Below are 17,376 nucleotides of genomic sequence, written 5' to 3'. Positions count from 1 at the left end.
GGCGCGGGTGGCCTACAGTATGATCAAGAGGAACCAGCCGTATCGGCAATTCTTCGAATTCGGTTTACCCAGTGGATCGATCCCTCTCTCGGCTGCCGTAGGGGCGCAGACGACCCCGTAGACAATGCTCGGACCTTCCGCTGGGGCTTCTATGCTGTTTTAGGTACGGTGAAGATCACGCGCGTGCGCGATGAATCTTGTGTCCACTATGGTCAGCAAGTCCCCCCGATTATGCGGAAGACCACTGGTTGATTGCTCTTTGTAATCGCGGCGAACGGCATCGGCCGCGCGCCCGGATGCGCTTTACCTGTTTTGGCGGTTCTGCTTGACAGTTAGTACGTTGTCCACCGTGATGGAAGCAGGCAAGCCGCGCATCTCGCGTAACCGTTCAAGCACCTGCTTGACCCGCAGACCCGGCAACGAGCTATCGACCTCGATAGCCAGGCACTCACGCGTGTAATCGTCGACCACGTTCAGACAGCGAAAGCGCCGACCATTGGCCAACCCGTCGCTGACAAAGTCCATTGACCAGCTCTGGTTCGGTCCCGTTGGCACCGGCAGCGGTTTGCGCTCGACAGCGGCAATGCGCTTGCGTCGCCGCTTGCGCAAGCTCAGTCCGGCCTTGCTGTACAGCCGCCAGATGCGTTTGTGATTGGCCAGCCAGCCCTCGCGCCGCAACAGCACGTGAATTCGCCGATAGCCATAGCGTCGCTTTTGAGCTGCGATGGCCATCATCCGGCCAGTCAGCGCTTCGTCGTCGGCTCGTCGGCGCGACTCATACTGGAACAGCGAGCGCGTAATCCCTACCAGCCCGCGGGCCCGGGTGACACCCATGGCGCGTTCGGTCATCACCATCTTGACCGCCTCGCGTTTGGCCTGCGGGCTTGCTATTTTCGCGACAACAGGTCCTTCAACGCAGAGTTGTCGAGCATCGATCCGGCCAGCAGCCGCTTGAGCTTGTTGTTCTCCTGCTCCAGCTCCTTCAGGCGCTGGGCGTCGGAAACCATCATGCCGCAGAATTTCGCCTTCCAGTTAATGGTATGGACTGCTCCACCAGGCGTATCGTAACTGCTGGCGTTCTCGTTCATAGGAGTGTCGTCATGGACACCATTCGGTTTCTTGCTATCGATCTCGCAAAGAACGTTTTCCAGGTGCACGGCGTGGATGCCGCGGGCAAACTTGTGCTGCGACGTCGCGTCGGTCGCGCCCAACTGGTGGAACTGACTCTTCGACTATCGCCATGCACTATCGGGATGGAAGCCTGCGGAAGCGCTCATCATTGGGCGCGACAGTTTCAACAGCAAGGTCACGTGGTCAAACTGATCAGCCCGCAATTCGTGAAACCCTTCGTGAAGGGCAACAAGAATGATGGCAACGATGCCGAGGCAATCTGCGAAGCGTTGCAGCGACCATCGATGCGCTTTGTGCCGGTCAAGTCGGTGGAGCAGCAGGATGTGCAAAGTCTTCACCGCGCACGTACACGTCTCGTGAGCAACCGGACTGGACTTGTAAGCCAAATGCGGGGCATTCTCGCCGAACGCGGCATCGTATTCGCGCAGTCGAGTACGCGCGCACGTCGAGAGATTCCGGCCATCGTTGCCGACGTCTCGAACGCCTTGACGCCGCTCGCCCGTGAAATGCTCGCCGATCTGATGGAACAATTACGTGGGCTGGACTACCGCATTGCCGGCTTCGACAGGCGCATCGATATGGTATTCAAGGCCAGTGAGACCTGTCAGCGCATCGCGCAGATTGAAGGAGTCGGTTCCAAAACAGCGACAGCGATCGTCGCGGCGGTATCAGATCCCAAGGACTTCAAGAATGGCCGCCACTTTGCAGCCTGGCTTGGTCTGGTGCCCCGGCAGAGTTCCAGCGGAGACCGAACGCACCTGCTCGGCATCAGCAAGCGAGGGGACCGGCATCTACGTACGTTACTCATACACGGTGCGCGCGCCGTACTCAGAACCGCACCCACTAAACATAACAAAAAGCACGCCTGGGCTCTTGCCGTACAAGCCAGAAGAGGCGCCAACCGAGCCATCGTTGCGATCGCGAACAAGATGGCCCGTGTCATCTGGTCGATGCTCGCCACCGGCCAGTCGTATCAAAAAGCAGTGTAGCAATGTCACCAACGATGCGTTGACGAATTGACGAATGGCACTCCGGTCGATCCGGCGAGCAGGGAACCTGATTTCTATAACGGCCCCTGAGGTCTTCCAGTTGTTGAGGCCTGCACGCGCGGAATTCCAGTTAGGCGCTGGGCTCCGCCCTGACGCCGGATATAGTGGAATGGCCTCGTCCTACCTTCGATGGAGGAATGCTAATGATCTCGATGGAAGTGCATGGCAATATGAACAGTCCCTGATCCACGAATGAACGGAGGCCGTCATGAGCGTCGCGTTGCTGAGCATCGATCTAGCCAAGAACATTTTCCAGCTGTACGGCGTTGACGAGCGCGGCCACCCGGTATTGAGCCGGCGAGTCAGCCGCAACAAGCTCTTAGAAGCGGTTGTCTGCCTACCGTGTTGCCGCATTGTGATGGAAGCTTGTGGTGGAGCGCACTACTGGGCTCGGCGGTTCACTGCGATGGGGCATCAGGTCCAGATTATCGCCCCGAGATTCGTCAAGCCGTTCGTCAAATCTCAGAAGAATGATCGAAATGACGCGGAAGCCATTGTCGAAGCCGCATCTCGTCCAACGATGCGCTACGTCGCAGTCAACAGCGTGGAGCAGCAGGACATCCAGTCCATGCACCGCATCCGCAGTCTTCTGATGCGAGACCGCATCGCGCAGATCAATCAGATTCGAGGCTTGCTGGCTGAATACGGCGTGGTTATTGCGCAGACACCTCTCAAAGCGCGGACACAACTTCCCACCATTATCGATGACGCGCACAACGAGCTGACAGAACTGACCCGAACAATGATGCGTGATATGTACGAGCGACTTGCCTTGCTTGATAAGCAGATCGCGAGGTATGACAACCTGATCCAACAAGTGCACAATGCATCGCCCATAAGCAAGCGCCTCGAAAAGATCCGTGGTGTCGGACCGATGATTGCAACCAGCGTCATTGCCGCGGCTGGCAGCGCCTCTGAGTTCTCAAACGGTCGGCAGTTTGCAGCGTGGCTTGGCCTGACACCACGTCAACACTCGTCGGGCGGTAAAGATCGGCTGCTCGGTATTACGAAGCGCGGAAACGGGTATCTGCGAATGCTGCTGGTACATGGTGCGCGATCGGTTGTCCAGCAAGCCGTAAGGCATACGGACAAACTCTCCCAATGGATACTCGCCGTTCAGGCGCGTCGCGGAACAAACGTCGCTGTCGTAGCACTCGCGAACAAAATTGCCAGAACGATCTGGGCGTTGCTCGCACGTGGTCGGGAGTATGCGCCGCCGGTATGAGCGGAATCCCGATCACATCCTGCGTCGTTGTTGACCTCTTCATTGGTTGCACAGGTGATCTGATTCAATGGCAAAACAGGTTGGACCGTCGACGACTGAACCTGCGCGGACTTAGGGCTTTCGAAGCCGTGGATATATGAAGGAGTCGTCGGGCGAAATCCATTGGGGCCAGGCACACCCGTGCCATCAACAGGCCGAATGTATATATGCAATCCAACACCTGCTCGCTGTAGACCAGATGATTTGGCAAATGGGACGAGGCCATGTATATGTACGCAATCGACTCCGTGTCTGTCAACTTCCGTTTGCTATTGGGAGCAGTCCATATATGTAGTAGGTCGCCTCAGAGATGCCGTGCTTTCGGCACAGCTCTGCGGGCTTCAAGCCAGCCTCGCCCTCCCTCAGCATGCCGATAATCTGTTCTTCGGTGAATCGCTTCTTCATGACCGCTCCTTGTCGGAACGGACTCTACACCGTCAGCGTACTAATCTCGGGGGGCAGGTCAGTTCCGAATGCTGCGCCGTTGCTGATCGTATTCCAGTGGTTTGCCAGCGGCTGACCGAAACTATTGAAGTTAAGCAACGGAGAAATGACCTCCGCCCCGCTTCAACGGGTGTCGCGTGGCACGCGAGATGCTCATCATCCACCTGTTCATACGAAAAAAATATCAAATATGTGCCCCGACACTTTGCGTTTATCTGAGGAGCGAAACTTTGTTAGTTTGAGCGAGTTTATTCGAGTGGATCTCGATGCCATCGTTAGCGAATTTGCCGACTTTGCAAAATCGCATCTCGAAAGCGCTACGCGACTCTCCAAAGAGGAACTCCAGGATACGGCCGCAGAGTTACTGTTGAACGTCGCACAAGACATGGAATCGCATCAAAGTGAGGCGGGCCGATCTGACAAGAGCCGCGGCGATTTGCCAGAAAATTCTCCCGCACTGATCGACGACGCGAAGGGTCACGCGCAAGATCGGTTCGCGTCGAGCTTTTCGCTGTTGGAGATGATTTCCGAATACCGAGCGTTGCGGGCAAACATTCTTCGGCGGTGGCGTGCTGCCGACGTTGCCGATCCCTCCACAGCAGTTGAAGAGACTATACGGTTTGGCGAAGCTGTTGATCAGGCGCTAACCGAGTCGATCGCCTGGTACACATCGCGCACCGACCGCGCCCGCGAGTTGATGGTTGGCATGATCGCGCATGATCTGCGTAACCCTTTAGGCGCAATCATGATGTCGGCCCAATACCTCTTGCGAAGCGATGCGGTGAGTGGATCGGAAATGAAGGCGGTGGGTCGCATCTTGAGCAGTGCCAGTGCGATGGAAAAGATGGTTGGCGATCTCCTTGATTTTGCACAAGTACGCATGGGAGGCCGTGTGTCGATCAAGCCGGAATCTGTATCGCTACGCGATGTGTGTGAGGACGCGGTCGGTGAATTGAGAGCGTTTCATCCTGATCGGCTGATTGAACTCGACGTGGGCGATACACTCGATGGGAAGTGGGATCGAGACCGGTTACGGCAGATTATCTCGAACCTGACGAGCAATGCGCTCAGTCACGGAGCCGCGGATGCACCCGTACTCGTCAACGCATTTCGAGCTGGAATAACCGTGCAGCTGTCCGTCCATAACGTCGGTGAACCTATACCCTGGGAGAAGCAATCCGACATCTTCGATCCTCTGAAGCGTCTGCCGACGGCGAGCAAGCACGATCGAGCTAGTGCGCGCGGCATTGGCCTAGGCCTATTTATCGTTAAAGAGTTGGCTAGGGCGCACGGAGGTTCGATCTCACTCACGTCCAGCCGAGACGCTGGGACGACCTTTACAGTGACTCTTCCTGTTACGGCTCCGATAAATAGGGAGTGAAAAGTCGCATAGCGCGACCGCAACGTGCCCTGATCCACACAGTGATAGCCATCGGCAATCATCGCCTATCTGCCGATCCGGCTTGACAAAAATGGCGGATCAGCGGCTTGAACATGCGAGCGTCAAGCGGCTTGGCACAGAATGCGTCAAACCCCGCTGCGTGAGCGCGCTCCAGGTCCGCTGGTGCCGCGGCAGCTGAATGCGCAATCAATATAATTGAGGACGTGGCGGAGTTCGCCCGAAGGCGCGCAGCGACCTCAAGGCCCGAGATATCGGGCATCCAGATATCCAATAAGACAGCGTCAGGCCGCCATTGCTCGGTCGTTCGAATAGCGGTATTCCCGTCGTAAGCCACCTGAGTTTCCATTTCATCCAGCGTCAGAACGGTGCTGATTGCATCCGCAGTGTCTGTAAAATCGTCGACTACCAGTACGCGCGGGATGCCAACGTCTTTTTTAAGTCTGGTTGTCCAGATTGAGCAGCGCAGATTCTCACAAAGTGTCATCGTTATTTTGCAGGCAAGGCGTGTAAAGCTTTGCTAGCAAAAATCATACAAGAAAGAGCATGGGGTCCTCGTTTTGGCATTGGCTCGTTATTCGATCTATACAACACGGTGACGCTTCGTGCCGTGAAGCCGTTTCGATCGATGACGACATCGATGCATTGCTTGGTCCGGAAGTCGCGCGCCTGGTTCTAACCGGGCGAAAAATGTCGGTGTTGATTGCGCTTGTACAGACGTATGGCGCTGATCTGCTCGGCAACGACCTTGCGCTCGTATGACAACGTGTCGTCCGGTCTCGGTGCTGTTGCTGATCTCCAGTTCGTCTTATTCGCAGGGTCAGCAAGGGCGTCAAATCCGTCCGAATCGTGCGCGGCGCACCGGGAAAGGATGCTGAGCCGAGGGCTGGGCGGCGACAATTGCTTTGGCCGGTCGTTGACGATTGCTTTGGCCGGTGGTGAGGAGTCATAGGCGGCGTAGCCGCCGGAGACGACGAGCCAACGGCAGCGCTGTGTCGGCGGGGCTTTAGGATGGGCTGATCGAAGCTTAAAGAGGAAGCGGTCAGCTCATGTCTGGAACCCGCATTACCGACCAACAGGTTCGTCTTTACATGAACAAGCGCAAACATCATTCGCAGGAAGTGGCCGCCGCCAAGACCGGCATCAGCGTGCGTACGGCGCGCCGCATCGAGCGCGATGCCACGCTGCCCTCTCAGAAGCTGCGGAAATCATGGCGTACCCGCCCTGATCCCTTCGTCGACGTTTGGGACAGCGAAGTCGTTCCGTTGCTAAGCAACGCGCCTAATCTGATGGGCATCACGATCTTGCGCAAGCTGCAGGATGATCATCCGGATCGTTACCCCGATAGCATGCGTCGCACGCTGGAGCGACGTATTCGCCAGTGGCGGGCACTCGAAGGCCCAGTCTGGAGGTGTTCTTCCCCAGGAACATCAGCCCGGCGTGCGGGGACTGTCGGACTTCACCGATATGAGCAAGCTTTGCGTGACGATTGGCGGTGCGCCATTCGGCCACCGGTTGTATCACTTCGTGCTGGCGTTCTCGCGCTGGGAGTACGCGAATGTGATTGAAGGCGGCGAGAGTTTCGAAGCTCTCGCCGCCGGATTGCAGAACGCGCTGTGGCAGGCAGGCGGCTGCCCGCGAGAACATCGCTCTGACAGTCAGTCGGCTGCATTTAAGAACCTGACGGAGCAGGAGGACTTCACGACGCGTTACGCAGCGCTGCTTGATCATTACGGCATGGAGGGTACGCGCAACAATCGCGGTCTGGGTCACGAGAACGGCAGCGTGGAATCCTCGCATCGATATCTGAAGGAAGCGGTCGACCAGGCCCTGATGCTCCGCGGCCATCGTGACTTCGCGGACCGGGTGGCCTACGATGAATTCATCCGTGAGGTGGTAATGCGCCGAAGCCGGCGCAACGCTGCGGCGTTTCGCATTGAGCGCGCACAGTTGCAGGATTTACCTGAACGCCGTACCACTGACTTCGTGGAGGAAGAGGCGCTCGTGACCCGTTGCAGCACGTTCACCGTGCGCGGCATCCTGTACAGCGCGCCGTCGCGCCTGATCGGCCATCGCCTCAAGGTGCGTCTCTACGAAATTGGCTCGAATGCTATCTGTCGGGCGCACTGATGCACAGCACGCCGCGAGGCTCCCGTGCCGCCGATAACCGCCACGCGCTTGATTACCGCCACTTCATCGACTTGCTCAGGCGCAAGCCACAGGCATTCATGGGGCTCGCGTTTCGTGATGCTCTGTTTCCTCGCGAAGCCTATCGCCGGACCTGGGAGCAGTTGGAGGGGCAGCGGTCGCAACGTCAGGCCTGCAAGAGCATGGTGGGCCTGCTCGAACTCGCGGGACACCACGGCGTTGAAGCGGTGCTGGCCGAACGGTTTGAAGCGTTGCTCGCAGCCGGCGACCTGCCCGATCTGAAGCAGTTGCGCGATGATTTCGCGCCACGTCAGGCAGTGTGCCCTGAGGTGGTGGTCGAAATGCCCCCGGTAGCGATCTATGACGAGTTGCTCAGCCAGGTGGCAGCATGAACGCTCCCGCCCATGACAACGGCCGTCTGGCCCTGATGCTCAACGAGCTACGTTTGCCGACCATCGGCAGGTTGTGGCCCGAGTTCGCGGAACGATCTGACAAGGAAGGCTGGCAGGCCTCCCGGCTACTCGGCGCATTGCTCGAGCACGAACTGGCTGAACGAGCCAAACGACGCATCGAGCGCCACCGAATCGAGTCACATCTGGACCCGACCAAGACACTTGGGACCTTCGACTTCGGCATGGTGCCGATGGTCTCGAAGGCGCATGTTACTGCGTTGGCAACCGGAGAATCCTGGCTGGAGAAAGGCGCCACAATTCTCCTGTTCGGGCCACCTGGCGCTGGCAAGAGTTATCTGGGATCAGCCATAGGACACGCGTTGATCGACGCTGGCTATCGGGTGCTGTTCATGCGCACCAGCGAACTCGTCCAGAAGCTTCAGGCTGCACGCCAGAGCCTGCAATTGCCATCCGCGCTTGCGAAGCTCGATCGCTTCGATCTCATCATCCTCGATGACCTGTCGTACGCGCGTAAGGATCAGGCTGAAACTAGTGTGCTGTTCGAACTGATTGCCGAGAGGTATGAGCGCAAAAGTCTTTTAATAACGGCCAATCAGCCGTTCTCTGGCTGGAATGATGTGTTCCCCGACCCCGGCATGACGGTCGCAGCCATCGACCGGCTCGTCCATCACTCGACGATCTTCGAGCTGAACGTCGAAAGCTATCGCCGCCGTAAGGCCAGCGACAAACAGAGCGCGCGCCGGCGACAATTGCGATGGAGGCGCGACAACTATGAGTTAGCCAGCGACAACTACACCCGTCGACCGGCCAAGATAGTTGTCGCTGACCAGCCGTGCTGCTTGACGCCGTCTAGCGATAAGTTAATTTTCTCCGTAGGCGAAGATGAGGCACTACGCCGCCAAGCAGGTGCGCTGTTCAAACTGCGGGCATACGGACGATTTGGCAGCACAATCGCGTCGAGCGCGCGACGCAGACGCAGACGCAGCACACGTTGCCACTGCATGGCCACCAGCAGGAATGAGCTTCGCTATTAAAGACGCGGGCATGCCACTAGCTGACGGCGAGGCGTGCGGTGCCTCTATTCCCTGTCGCATGCCGCAAAGAATGACTTCGAGTCGTATGATTTCACGTTCGGCGAGCCTTGTTGCTCGCGCGGCCGTTTCTCTATGAGAGGACCTCTACGCGACGCAAAACAGCCGCTTACCTAAAGGCGCATCTAAACGATAAATTATTTCGAATCGGTAAATGTATCGAAGCCGCTATGATGGTTGTCGTGCGCGCACCCCGCATTGCAACGAACAGCCGGAGATCGCGATCCTTGATCGCTGCAATCCCCTCCTCTTCCTGCGTCCGGTCCACGGTCACGCAGAACCATTTGACGAGCTCGTCTGTATCGTCGAAGATAGGCACGATGCGCGCCGTCATCGAACGATAGCCTTGCTCGCGCTGCATCAAGCGAAACGCTAACGTGCTGCAGAGCCGATCCTCAACGACGCCACGCCATTGACGACGGACGCGTTCGCGGTCGTCCGGATGCACGGCGTCGAACCATCCTGCATCGATTTGTTGGCGCGTGGCGAAACTAGTCCGATGTGGTCGTTGGTGCCTGCCCGAATAGCGCTTTGAAGCAGAACAAATCTTCGTGACTTTTCCATCAACGCCGCGTCGTCGCCAGACCAGTGCTGCAGTAGCGATTTCACACGCACCAATCCGGGGGTTAGTCTTAGATTGAGGCACGCTATGCAAAGGCTCTCCTCCCAGCCCTGCGACTCACTTCGATTGACGCGCGCTTCGCGACGCAACTGGTCTGGGCCTAAATTTACGGTGATAAGTGTCGTTAGCTGGTCTATCCCCCAAGCAATTGATAGCCATGCATCGATTCACGCCCCATTCCTCCGCACAGGCCGCCAGATTCGTCTTAGCAACGCTTCTGACGGTCTTCGTACTCTCCGGTCTCTGGGAACTGAAACTCGAAGGCTGGACGACGGCCTTACTGGGTCTTTCTTACGAATCTAATTTCGAAGCCGCAGAGCGGTGGCGCTTTATCTTGACCTCGACCGGGTTTTCAGCGCTTGCTCTGATAGTGCCTGGCGTGCGCATAGCGCGGTTACTTGCCATCCAGCGCAAAGCGTTCGCTGCGTTGCGGGCGGAGCAAAGCAGAAGCGATTCCCTTGCGCGGCATGATTCATTGACGGGTCTATATAATCGCCGTGTTTTTATCGAAACCCTGGACCAACGGCTTGCAGTTCCACATGAAAAAACTGCGGTCCTGATCATTGATTTGGATAGGTTCAAACCAATCAATGACACTTACGGTCACGCAACTGGTGACAAGGTGCTTTGCGAAATTGCGGTGAGGCTTGCCGAGTTTGGGAGCAATCGCTCGGCTACGGTTGCCCGGCTCGGGGGAGACGAGTTCGCGATGTTCATCCCCGAAGGCAGCAGAGAAACGCTTGCGCTAATATCGGAGAGCTTACTGCAGAAGATTGGGGCGCCCCTTTCCGGGATTTCAGGAAATGTGTCGATCAGCGCAACCATCGGGATCGGAATGAGCCCGTTTGACGCCGCCACCTCTGAAGGCCTTCTGAAATGTGCTGACCATGCGATGTACCGCGCTAAAAAAATGGGGAAGGACAGCTACCACTTCCACGAACCGCATTACGACCAAGAACAAAAAGCGGCGGCCCAATTTGAAGAAGAGCTAGCGTATGCCGTCGCAAAAGAGGAGATCGAGCCTTACTTCCAACCGGTCGTGAGTTTGCCGGACCAGCGACTCGTCGGGTTTGAAATCCTAGCGCGTTGGCGACACCACGATCGTGGACTTCAAATGCCAGATACTTTCATCCCCATCGTTGAACGATTGGGCTTGATGCCTGAAATGAGCTTTTCGTTATTAAAGTCGGCGATCGCTCACGCCCTGACGTGGCCTGGCGAAATGACTCTGGCGCTAAATGTGACCGTCGGCATGCTTGAAGACAGCACGCTTCCCGAACGCCTTTGCAGCATCCTTGAGCAAGCGAACTTTCCCTTCAGTCGCCTGGAGGTCGAGGTGACCGAGCAGGCTCTGGTTGGCAATCTGCCCGCCGCACGGCGAGCGTTGCACGCTTTACGAGCAAGAGGCATCAGTGTATCGCTCGACGATTTCGGAACAGGTTACTCGGGGATTTACCATCTAACCCAGCTTGCGATCGACAAAATCAAAATCGACCGATCATTTATGAATGACCCGGTTTTAGGACGCGATAAAGTGATCTCTGCCGTGCTGGCGTTAAGCAAAGGCCTAAAGATGCTGACAACGGCGGAGGGCGTCGAAACAGACGAAGTGGCAAAGATACTCAGCATCGGGGGGTGCGACTTTGGTCAAGGGTATCTTTTTGGCAAACCTATGTCCGGGATGGAAGTAGACCGCGTATTGGCGCGTACGCCGCTTAATACGCTTGGGTTCCGAGCGATTGCACAGCCGTCTGATAACACACTTCAAAGCGTCACGTAATGTTCTCGCGCACCTTCACGGAAAAGCTGCCGTCGACAAGAAATCCGCGCCGATTGGCGCATCGATGATCAATAGGTATCAGGCGGAGGTTGGTTGTCCATGAGCATTCGAATCCACAGGAAGGTTGGATCTCGCTAGGTGCTCAGATTAAAGCCGACGCCAAAACAGCCGTTATCCGTGTCATCGTACAACGTTGAGGCATACTGGCCATGCGCCACCTATCGGTTCGAAGCAGCTTGCTAGCCGTCTCCGTGGTTTTCGGAGCGATGGTCCTATTCGGTGGAATTTTGGGAGTCGTAACGCTCAGCCGGGCAAATGCGAGTCTGAACCGAATTAATGAAATCGCGTCGCAGGTGACGGTCGTCAACGATGCTTATAAGAACTCAACCCGCACACGGTCCGCGTTGACGCGAGCCTATTCGGCACTAAAAGAGCGCAATGATGGAGCAACGCGCGATTCGGCGGTGAGCGCCGCCGCGACGACCATTAAGCGCGCTGCCGACGAAACCGAGGCGTTCCGCAACGCCGCTTCCGTCGAGGGGCAGGACGATGCGCTAAAGCACCAGTTGCTCGAGTCGTCAAACAAGCTCGCGGCGTTACTAAAACAGGCCTCCGATGCACTGCTCGCGGGCGACACTAACGCCTATGCAACGATCAACGATCGCGACATCACCTCTTCGGGCGCGGCGTATTCAACCAATGTCGAGAAGTTTCAGGCCAGTGCGAACACGCTGTCCAACGATGCCGTCGCGCAGGTTGATCGAGAATATAAGTGGGTGATCGCCCTCGTGGCGCTCGGCGTGTCTACTGCGCTCGCGTTAATCGTGGTATCGCACTTCGCACTTCAACGCATCGTCACGAAGCCGCTGGCCGACGCGGCAAACCTGCTCGACCGCATCGCGGCCAACGATTTGACCGTGCCTATTCCCGAGGCGAGCGCCAACGAAATTGGCCAATTGTTGGCGGCAATGCACCGCATGCAGCGCGGCTTGACGCAAACAGTGGAGAATGTCCGCACCAATTGCGAAGCCATCTACGGCGGTGCGCGCGAAATTGCCGCGGGCAATCTTGATCTGTCGAGCCGTACCGAACAGCAGGCGGCGGCGCTTCAGGAAACAGCGGCGAGCATGGAGCAATTGACGTCGACGGTGAAGCAGAACGCCGATAACGCGCAGCTAGCCAGCACTCAGGCATCAAGCGCGGCGCGGGTTGCTGAAAGCGGGGGCGAGGTCGTCGAGCGCGCGATCCGTACCATGACCGCGATCAGCGGTAGCTCACGCAAGATCGCCGATATTATTGGCATGATCGACAGCATCGCGTTCCAGACCAACATTCTTGCGTTAAATGCGGCGGTCGAATCCGCGCGCGCTGGCGAACAGGGCCGAGGCTTCGCGGTGGTAGCAAGCGAGGTGCGCAGCCTAGCGCTACGCAGCGCAGGCGCCGCCCGCGACATCAAGGCACTCATCACCACGTCCGTGGCCGACGTCGAGCACGGCAACGATCTCGTCGCGCAGGCTGGGCAGTCAATGAAGCAGATAGTCGGCGCGGTGCGCGATGTGGCCGCGCTGATGGATCAAATCCGGTCGGCGACGATCGAGCAGAGCACCGGCATCGAGCAAGTCGGTGAAGCGGTTTCGCAAATGGACCAAGTGACCCAGCAGAACGCCGCGCTCGTTGAAGAAGCCGCTGCGGCTGCGAGCTCGCTCGAACAACAGGCGCAATCGATGACGGATGCCGTTTCGGTGTTCAGACTCGCTGCGCACTGAACAATGCGGAATTAGTGCGCCTCGACGCGCGGGCTACCGCGTACGCAAAAACAAACCCGTTTCCACTTGGAGTATGTAAATGAAGATGACGAAGATCGTCGGCGCAATCGCCGTTCTCTTGGCGGCCAGCACAGCCACCAGCACTGCGCAGGCCGCGACATACGCGTACGTTTCGAACGCAGATAGCAAGGACATATCCGTTTTCAGACTCAACGAGTCTAGCGGTGCGATGACTGCCGTCGAGACCGTCTCGGTGGGCGGGACCGTCATGCCGATGGCGCTCTCGCCCAATCATTTGCGTCTTTACGCCGGACTGCGTTCGAAGCCCTATAGCGCGGTAAGCTTCGCGCTCAATCCCCTTGACGGCAAGCTTATTGAACTGGGCAGGGCACCGCTGGCCGAGAGCATGGCGTATGTATCGACCGATGCAAGCGGCCGCTTTCTGTTCTCCGCATCGTACGGCGGAAATATGGTAGCGGTGAATCGGATTGGCGTGAACGGCGTGGTGGGCGACGTGCAGCAGACGATCAAGACCGGTCCAATGGCACACGCGATCCGCAACGCGCCAGACAACCGCGCGGTGTTCGCGTCGGTGCTCGGCTCGGATGCCTGGCTGCGCTTCGGATTCGACGCCTCGAACGGTCAATTGACCCAGGACGTGGCGCCGGCTTATTCATTACCTCCGAAGTCGGGACCGCGTCACTTTGTCTTCTCGCCGGATCAGCGCTTCACTTATCTGATCGACGAGCTCGATGGCAATTTGCACGTGCTGTCGTTCGACAACAAGCACGATTTGGTGAAACCGATTCAGACCGTCTCGATCTTGCCACCCGACTTCTCCGGCGGCAATCCATGGGGCGCCGATCTGCACCTGACACCCGATGGCCGCTTCCTGTATGCATCGGAGCGAACGTCGAGCACGCTCGCGGCGTATAAGGTCGACAAGGCGACCGGCAAGCTGACGCGTATCGGCACGTTTTCGACCGAGAAGCAACCGCGAGGGTTTAATATCGATCCGTCCGGCAAGTACTTGCTGGCTGTCGGGCAACTGTCGCCTAAGCTAAGCGCTTACCAAATCGACGCCAAGACCGGCAAGCTGACCGCAATTGGACAGTATCCGGTTGGCAAGGGCGCGAATTGGGTCGAAATCGTCAGGTTTGATGGTTCGAACGTGGAGTAATATGGATTGCGACGTCGTCACGATTCATGTCTTTGCTTGGGCGAGGTGAGCGACGTCGTTGGTAGAATTGTGTTGTCGAACTTTAGGCACGCACAATGGGTTTCGAACAGCTCGCCGCACTCAAGTTGCAGCTTAGTCAACGCGAGGAAGACAGTGAGGCTACATCACCGTTAGTGTCAGCGCCCGTGGACGCAGGACAGGGAATCAAGGGGCAAAAGCGTCCGCGAACGTCTGTTGATGGAGCCGCGCGCGCAGTCACTATCCTTCAGCGAAATTTCCCGCGCGCATTTCCGCGAAGTCCTGCATCTAAGGTTCCGCTTAAGGTTGGGATTCTCAGGGACCTGCTCGCCCGGGCGGCGACGCTTAGAATTAGCGAGCGAGACATTCGTAACGGTGTGAAGCTCTGGTGCCGTGGCCAACGCTATTGGACTTGTCTCGTCGAAGGTGCGGTACGCGTTGATCTCAATGGCAAAAATGCTGGATTTGTAACCACCGCCGACGCCGAGTACGGCGCAAGTCAAGAGAACATTCGACTTGCGCGCAAGCGGGAGCAGATTGCAAATATACGACGCGTACGACGGCGTTGATTTTTAATTGTTGTCCCTATTGCCTTTTCCAGTTCTGGACGACTGTCAGTGCCCTAAACCAACCCACTTCGGCCCATCGTCTCATCGCGACCGCTACTGCCGCTTCCAATGTACAACAAACATTTCCGCGGTCGCCCCCTTTGCGCGGGAAGCCAAAGCATTCCCGGCAGCCGCGTCAACTGGGCTCTCGCGGTCGTCTGTCATGCGTCCCACAGGCGACCTCGAGATGTTAAGCAATCACCATGTTCTAATTACTGGGCTGCTTCGCGAACCGATTTTGAGCGGAAAGAAGAGCGAAGAAAGCGCTGCCCTTCGAACTGCTCCGGTACAACGCGGTAGCGCAGGTCCTCTTCAAGCATACATTCAGCAAAGGTCTTCTTTAGCTTGTCGCAAGGCTCTGCTGCCTCATTGGTGTTCCATTTCTTTGCCATCATGTTCCGGATTTCGTCCGTTTCCTATCCTCCCTCACCGGGCTTGTTAATCCCACATGCGCAAGATATGCCGCATCGGCCAAAGCAAACTCCAAATGGATCAGCCCACTCGGGGTTACTTTCACCGGAACAGAATAATCAGAAGTGTTGACTGTTGGTTTGCACGGAATCCGCACCCCCCTCTTCATGGCGAGTCCTCTCGCCTGCTTTGTAACCGTCCGACCCTGACCGTATAGACGGCTGATGAAGGCAGAGCCATGCTTTCCCGGGGCACAAATGTGACTGTGTCCATAAGGGAATCATGGACACAGTGACTGAATTCACCGAAGTTAAAAGCGCCCGGAAATATCACCGGCGTACCGTGGACGAGAAACGCCGGATCGTCGAAGAGACGTTATCCGGTAAACGTTCGGTGGCGGAGATTGCACGCCGTCACGAAGTGAACGAGAATCAGCTGTTTGACTGGCGCAAGCAGTATCTGGAGGGACGCCTTGGTGTGAACGATCGCGAATGCGCCTTGCTGCCGATCACTTTGAATGAGGCCAGCGACAGCGACAGCGACAGCGGCGCGGCCCAACAGGCCGCTTCTACGCCTTTAACACAGGGGCTCGGCACCGATCCGGATCCAGTTGCCACGAGGCGAGATACACGTGGAAGGGGGCGTCGATCTCGACACGCTGCGCGTTGTGATCCAGTGCCTTAGCCGATGATTGGTCCGCTGACAAACACGCGCATCTGGGTTGCCGCCGGATTTACGGATATGCGCTGCGGCTTCGACGGCCTGGCCGCGAAGGTGCAGACTGTGCTAGCGAAGGATCCATTCTCTGGTCACATCTTCGTGTTCAGGGGCAAACGTGGCGACCTCATCAAATGCCTGTACTGGCGCGACGGCGGCCTATGCCTGTTCGCCAAACGTCTGGAGCGTGGGCGCTTTGCGTGGCCTCGTGCTGATGGCGGTGTTGTTTCGCTGACCAGCGCTCAACTCGGCCTTCTGCTCGAAGGATTCGACTGGCGACAGCCCGTCGATGCAGCGCGCCCCTCCAGCGCTTTGTAAACGTATGTGACAACGCAGGCTTGGGGCAATGCACGCGCGTAAACTGCGTGCATGGCATCCAGCGACGCTATCCTTCCGGACGATATCGAGGCTTTGAAGGCGCTCCTGATCGAGCGCGAGGCGGCGTTACGTGAGCACGAAGGCGAGCTTACGGATCTGCGCGACACTGTCACGATGCTCCGGAAGACACTCTCCGACCGGGCGCTCGAGATTGAGCACCTGAAGCTGTGGATTGCGAAGCTGCAGCGCATGCAGTTCGGGCGCAAGTCGGAGAAGATTGATCGTCAGATCGAGCGACTCGAATTGCGTCTCGAAGATTTGCAGGCCGACGATGGCGCGGCAACGGTCGACGCACCAACAAGGCCTCGTTCTGAGACCGGCAAGTCGTCGGGACGCAAGCCGCTTCCGCAACATCTTCAGCGCGACGACGTTGTACATCAGCCCGAGGACGCGTGCTGTCCGCAATGCGGTGGCGCGCTTAGCGACCTCGGAGAGGACGTCTCCGAGCAACTCGAATATGTACCTGGGCATTGGCGAGTGATTCGTCACCGCCGACTCAAGAAGGCCTGTACTTGTTGCGACTGCATCGTGCAGGCGGCTGCACCCAATCGGCCAATCGATCGCGGCATGCCCGGCCCCGGGTTGCTCGCACATGTTCTGGTCGGCAAATTCTGTGACCACCTTCCCCTGTACAGACAGTCAGTGATCTATGCGCGAGACGGCGTGGAACTCAGCCGTTCGACACTTGCGGACTGGGTCGGCCAGTGCAGTGCGTTGCTCCGGCCACTGGTAGATGTCGTTCGCCGATACGTGATGGCCGCCTCGAAGATCCACGCGGATGACACCCCGGTACCGGTGCTCGAGCCCGGCAATGGCAAGACCCATACCGCACGTCTCTGGACATACGTTCGGGACGACCGGCCAGCGGGCTCCAAGTGCGTATTTCGGCGAACGTGACCGCCGATTTCTGGAACGTGACCGATTCGGCAAGGTCGGGCGTTGCGCGGTGTCGATTGT

Annotated in this window: 14 protein-coding genes and 4 pseudogenes; 12 read left to right on the top strand and 6 right to left on the bottom strand. The window is 57.6% G+C overall.

The features are described 5' to 3' along the window. Nucleotides 1–303: 303 nt before the first annotated feature. Nucleotides 304–855, bottom strand: a complete 552-nt coding sequence (locus NCT04_RS33565; protein ID WP_250470128.1) for an IS3 family transposase — start codon at nt 853–855, stop codon at nt 304–306. Between the two features lie 32 nt (nt 856–887). Next, nucleotides 888–1,088, bottom strand: coding sequence for a transposase (locus NCT04_RS33560; protein WP_250470127.1), 201 nt, complete (start codon nt 1,086–1,088; stop codon nt 888–890). Between the two features lie 12 nt (nt 1,089–1,100). Here NCT04_RS33560 and NCT04_RS33555 point away from each other — a divergent pair, with 12 nt between their 5' ends. Both NCT04_RS33555 and NCT04_RS33550 read left to right on the top strand, forming a co-directional pair. Next, complete coding sequence (locus NCT04_RS33555) at nt 1,101–2,120, top strand: IS110 family RNA-guided transposase (protein WP_250470126.1); 1,020 nt, start codon at nt 1,101–1,103, stop codon at nt 2,118–2,120. A gap of 268 nt (nt 2,121–2,388) precedes the next feature. Then, complete coding sequence (locus NCT04_RS33550; RefSeq protein WP_250470125.1) at nt 2,389–3,405, top strand: IS110 family RNA-guided transposase; 1,017 nt, start codon at nt 2,389–2,391, stop codon at nt 3,403–3,405. 330 nt (nt 3,406–3,735) lie between these two features. On the opposite strand, the pseudogene NCT04_RS33545 reads toward NCT04_RS33550, so the two are convergent. After that, a pseudogene (locus tag NCT04_RS33545) lies at nt 3,736–3,849 on the bottom strand (transposase); the annotation flags it as partial. A gap of 145 nt (nt 3,850–3,994) precedes the next feature. On the opposite strand from NCT04_RS33545, the gene NCT04_RS33540 reads away from it, so the two are divergent. Next, nucleotides 3,995–5,269 carry a sensor histidine kinase gene (locus NCT04_RS33540; RefSeq protein ID WP_250470124.1) on the top strand — a complete coding sequence of 425 codons (1,275 nt, stop codon included), beginning with the start codon at nt 3,995–3,997 and terminating at the stop codon, nt 5,267–5,269. Nucleotides 5,270–5,327: 58 nt separating this feature from the next. Here the strand turns inward: NCT04_RS33540 and NCT04_RS33535 are convergent, their stop codons facing one another. Beyond that, nucleotides 5,328–5,774 carry a response regulator gene (locus tag NCT04_RS33535; protein WP_250470123.1) on the bottom strand — a complete coding sequence of 149 codons (447 nt, stop codon included), beginning with the start codon at nt 5,772–5,774 and terminating at the stop codon, nt 5,328–5,330. Nucleotides 5,775–6,336: 562 nt separating this feature from the next. On the opposite strand from NCT04_RS33535, the pseudogene istA reads away from it, so the two are divergent. Then, nucleotides 6,337–7,827 (top strand): annotated as a pseudogene (gene istA / locus NCT04_RS33530) (IS21 family transposase). Continuing rightward, nucleotides 7,824–8,600, top strand: a pseudogene (gene istB / locus NCT04_RS33525) (IS21-like element helper ATPase IstB); the annotation flags it as partial. The pseudogenes istA and istB, both read left to right, overlap by 4 nt. 448 nt (nt 8,601–9,048) lie before the next feature. Here istB and NCT04_RS34570 read toward each other — a convergent pair. Further along, nucleotides 9,049–9,585: a PAS domain-containing protein gene (locus tag NCT04_RS34570; RefSeq protein WP_350030059.1), complete on the bottom strand. Its 537-nt coding sequence runs from the start codon at nt 9,583–9,585 to the stop codon at nt 9,049–9,051. A gap of 133 nt (nt 9,586–9,718) precedes the next feature. Between NCT04_RS34570 and NCT04_RS33515 the strand changes: the two genes are divergently transcribed. From NCT04_RS33515 to NCT04_RS34800, 4 genes are all read left to right on the top strand, one after another. After that, the gene (locus tag NCT04_RS33515; protein WP_250470121.1) at nt 9,719–11,341 is read left to right on the top strand and encodes a putative bifunctional diguanylate cyclase/phosphodiesterase; all 1,623 of its coding nucleotides are present in this window, start codon (nt 9,719–9,721) and stop codon (nt 11,339–11,341) included. A gap of 209 nt (nt 11,342–11,550) precedes the next feature. Further along, the gene (locus NCT04_RS33510) at nt 11,551–13,107 is read left to right on the top strand and encodes a methyl-accepting chemotaxis protein (RefSeq protein ID WP_250470120.1); all 1,557 of its coding nucleotides are present in this window, start codon (nt 11,551–11,553) and stop codon (nt 13,105–13,107) included. 79 nt (nt 13,108–13,186) lie between these two features. Beyond that, on the top strand, nt 13,187–14,287 hold the full coding sequence (locus NCT04_RS33505; RefSeq protein WP_250470119.1) for a lactonase family protein: 1,101 nt from the start codon (nt 13,187–13,189) through the stop codon (nt 14,285–14,287). A 95-nt stretch (nt 14,288–14,382) separates the two neighbouring features. Continuing rightward, nucleotides 14,383–14,874: a ProQ/FinO family protein gene (locus NCT04_RS34800; RefSeq protein ID WP_350030058.1), complete on the top strand. Its 492-nt coding sequence runs from the start codon at nt 14,383–14,385 to the stop codon at nt 14,872–14,874. A 251-nt stretch (nt 14,875–15,125) separates the two neighbouring features. On the opposite strand, the gene NCT04_RS33500 is transcribed toward NCT04_RS34800, so the two are convergent. Continuing rightward, a complete protein-coding gene (locus NCT04_RS33500; RefSeq protein ID WP_250470118.1) occupies nt 15,126–15,308 on the bottom strand; it encodes a hypothetical protein in 183 nt (60 codons plus the stop codon). A 298-nt stretch (nt 15,309–15,606) separates the two neighbouring features. On the opposite strand from NCT04_RS33500, the gene NCT04_RS34565 reads away from it, so the two are divergent. From NCT04_RS34565 to tnpC, 3 genes and pseudogenes are all read left to right on the top strand, one after another. Next, nucleotides 15,607–16,008, top strand: coding sequence for a transposase (locus NCT04_RS34565; protein WP_502800455.1), 402 nt, complete (start codon nt 15,607–15,609; stop codon nt 16,006–16,008). Nucleotides 16,009–16,011: 3 nt separating this feature from the next. Further along, nucleotides 16,012–16,359: an IS66 family insertion sequence element accessory protein TnpB gene (tnpB, locus tag NCT04_RS33490; RefSeq protein ID WP_250470117.1), complete on the top strand. Its 348-nt coding sequence runs from the start codon at nt 16,012–16,014 to the stop codon at nt 16,357–16,359. A 51-nt stretch (nt 16,360–16,410) separates the two neighbouring features. Further along, nucleotides 16,411–17,292: pseudogene (gene tnpC, locus NCT04_RS33485) on the top strand (IS66 family transposase); the annotation flags it as partial. Between the last annotated feature and the right edge of the window lie 84 nt (nt 17,293–17,376).

Origin of the sequence: Caballeronia sp. GAFFF2 (assembly GCF_023631485.1) — a bacterium.
Classification (GTDB): Bacteria; Pseudomonadota; Gammaproteobacteria; order Burkholderiales; family Burkholderiaceae; genus Caballeronia.
Note: the sequence above shows the minus strand (reverse complement) of the source record. Positions and strands in the feature narration are given on the sequence as shown.

What these genes read in the sequence shown, in the direction of transcription:
- NCT04_RS33565 (WP_250470128.1), bottom strand. Translation starts at nt 855, where the DNA reads ATGGTGATGACCGAACGCGCCATGGGTGTCACCCGGGCCCGCGGGCTG.
- NCT04_RS33560 (WP_250470127.1), bottom strand. Translation starts at nt 1,088, where the DNA reads ATGAACGAGAACGCCAGCAGTTACGATACGCCTGGTGGAGCAGTCCAT.
- NCT04_RS33555 (WP_250470126.1), top strand. Translation starts at nt 1,101, where the DNA reads ATGGACACCATTCGGTTTCTTGCTATCGATCTCGCAAAGAACGTTTTC.
- NCT04_RS33550 (WP_250470125.1), top strand. Translation starts at nt 2,389, where the DNA reads ATGAGCGTCGCGTTGCTGAGCATCGATCTAGCCAAGAACATTTTCCAG.
- NCT04_RS33540 (WP_250470124.1), top strand. Translation starts at nt 3,995, where the DNA reads ATGACCTCCGCCCCGCTTCAACGGGTGTCGCGTGGCACGCGAGATGCT.
- NCT04_RS33535 (WP_250470123.1), bottom strand. Translation starts at nt 5,774, where the DNA reads ATGACACTTTGTGAGAATCTGCGCTGCTCAATCTGGACAACCAGACTT.
- NCT04_RS33515 (WP_250470121.1), top strand. Translation starts at nt 9,719, where the DNA reads ATGCATCGATTCACGCCCCATTCCTCCGCACAGGCCGCCAGATTCGTC.
- NCT04_RS33510 (WP_250470120.1), top strand. Translation starts at nt 11,551, where the DNA reads ATGCGCCACCTATCGGTTCGAAGCAGCTTGCTAGCCGTCTCCGTGGTT.
- NCT04_RS33505 (WP_250470119.1), top strand. Translation starts at nt 13,187, where the DNA reads ATGAAGATGACGAAGATCGTCGGCGCAATCGCCGTTCTCTTGGCGGCC.
- NCT04_RS34800 (WP_350030058.1), top strand. Translation starts at nt 14,383, where the DNA reads ATGGGTTTCGAACAGCTCGCCGCACTCAAGTTGCAGCTTAGTCAACGC.
- NCT04_RS33500 (WP_250470118.1), bottom strand. Translation starts at nt 15,308, where the DNA reads ATGATGGCAAAGAAATGGAACACCAATGAGGCAGCAGAGCCTTGCGAC.
- NCT04_RS34565 (WP_502800455.1), top strand. Translation starts at nt 15,607, where the DNA reads ATGGACACAGTGACTGAATTCACCGAAGTTAAAAGCGCCCGGAAATAT.
- tnpB (WP_250470117.1), top strand. Translation starts at nt 16,012, where the DNA reads ATGATTGGTCCGCTGACAAACACGCGCATCTGGGTTGCCGCCGGATTT.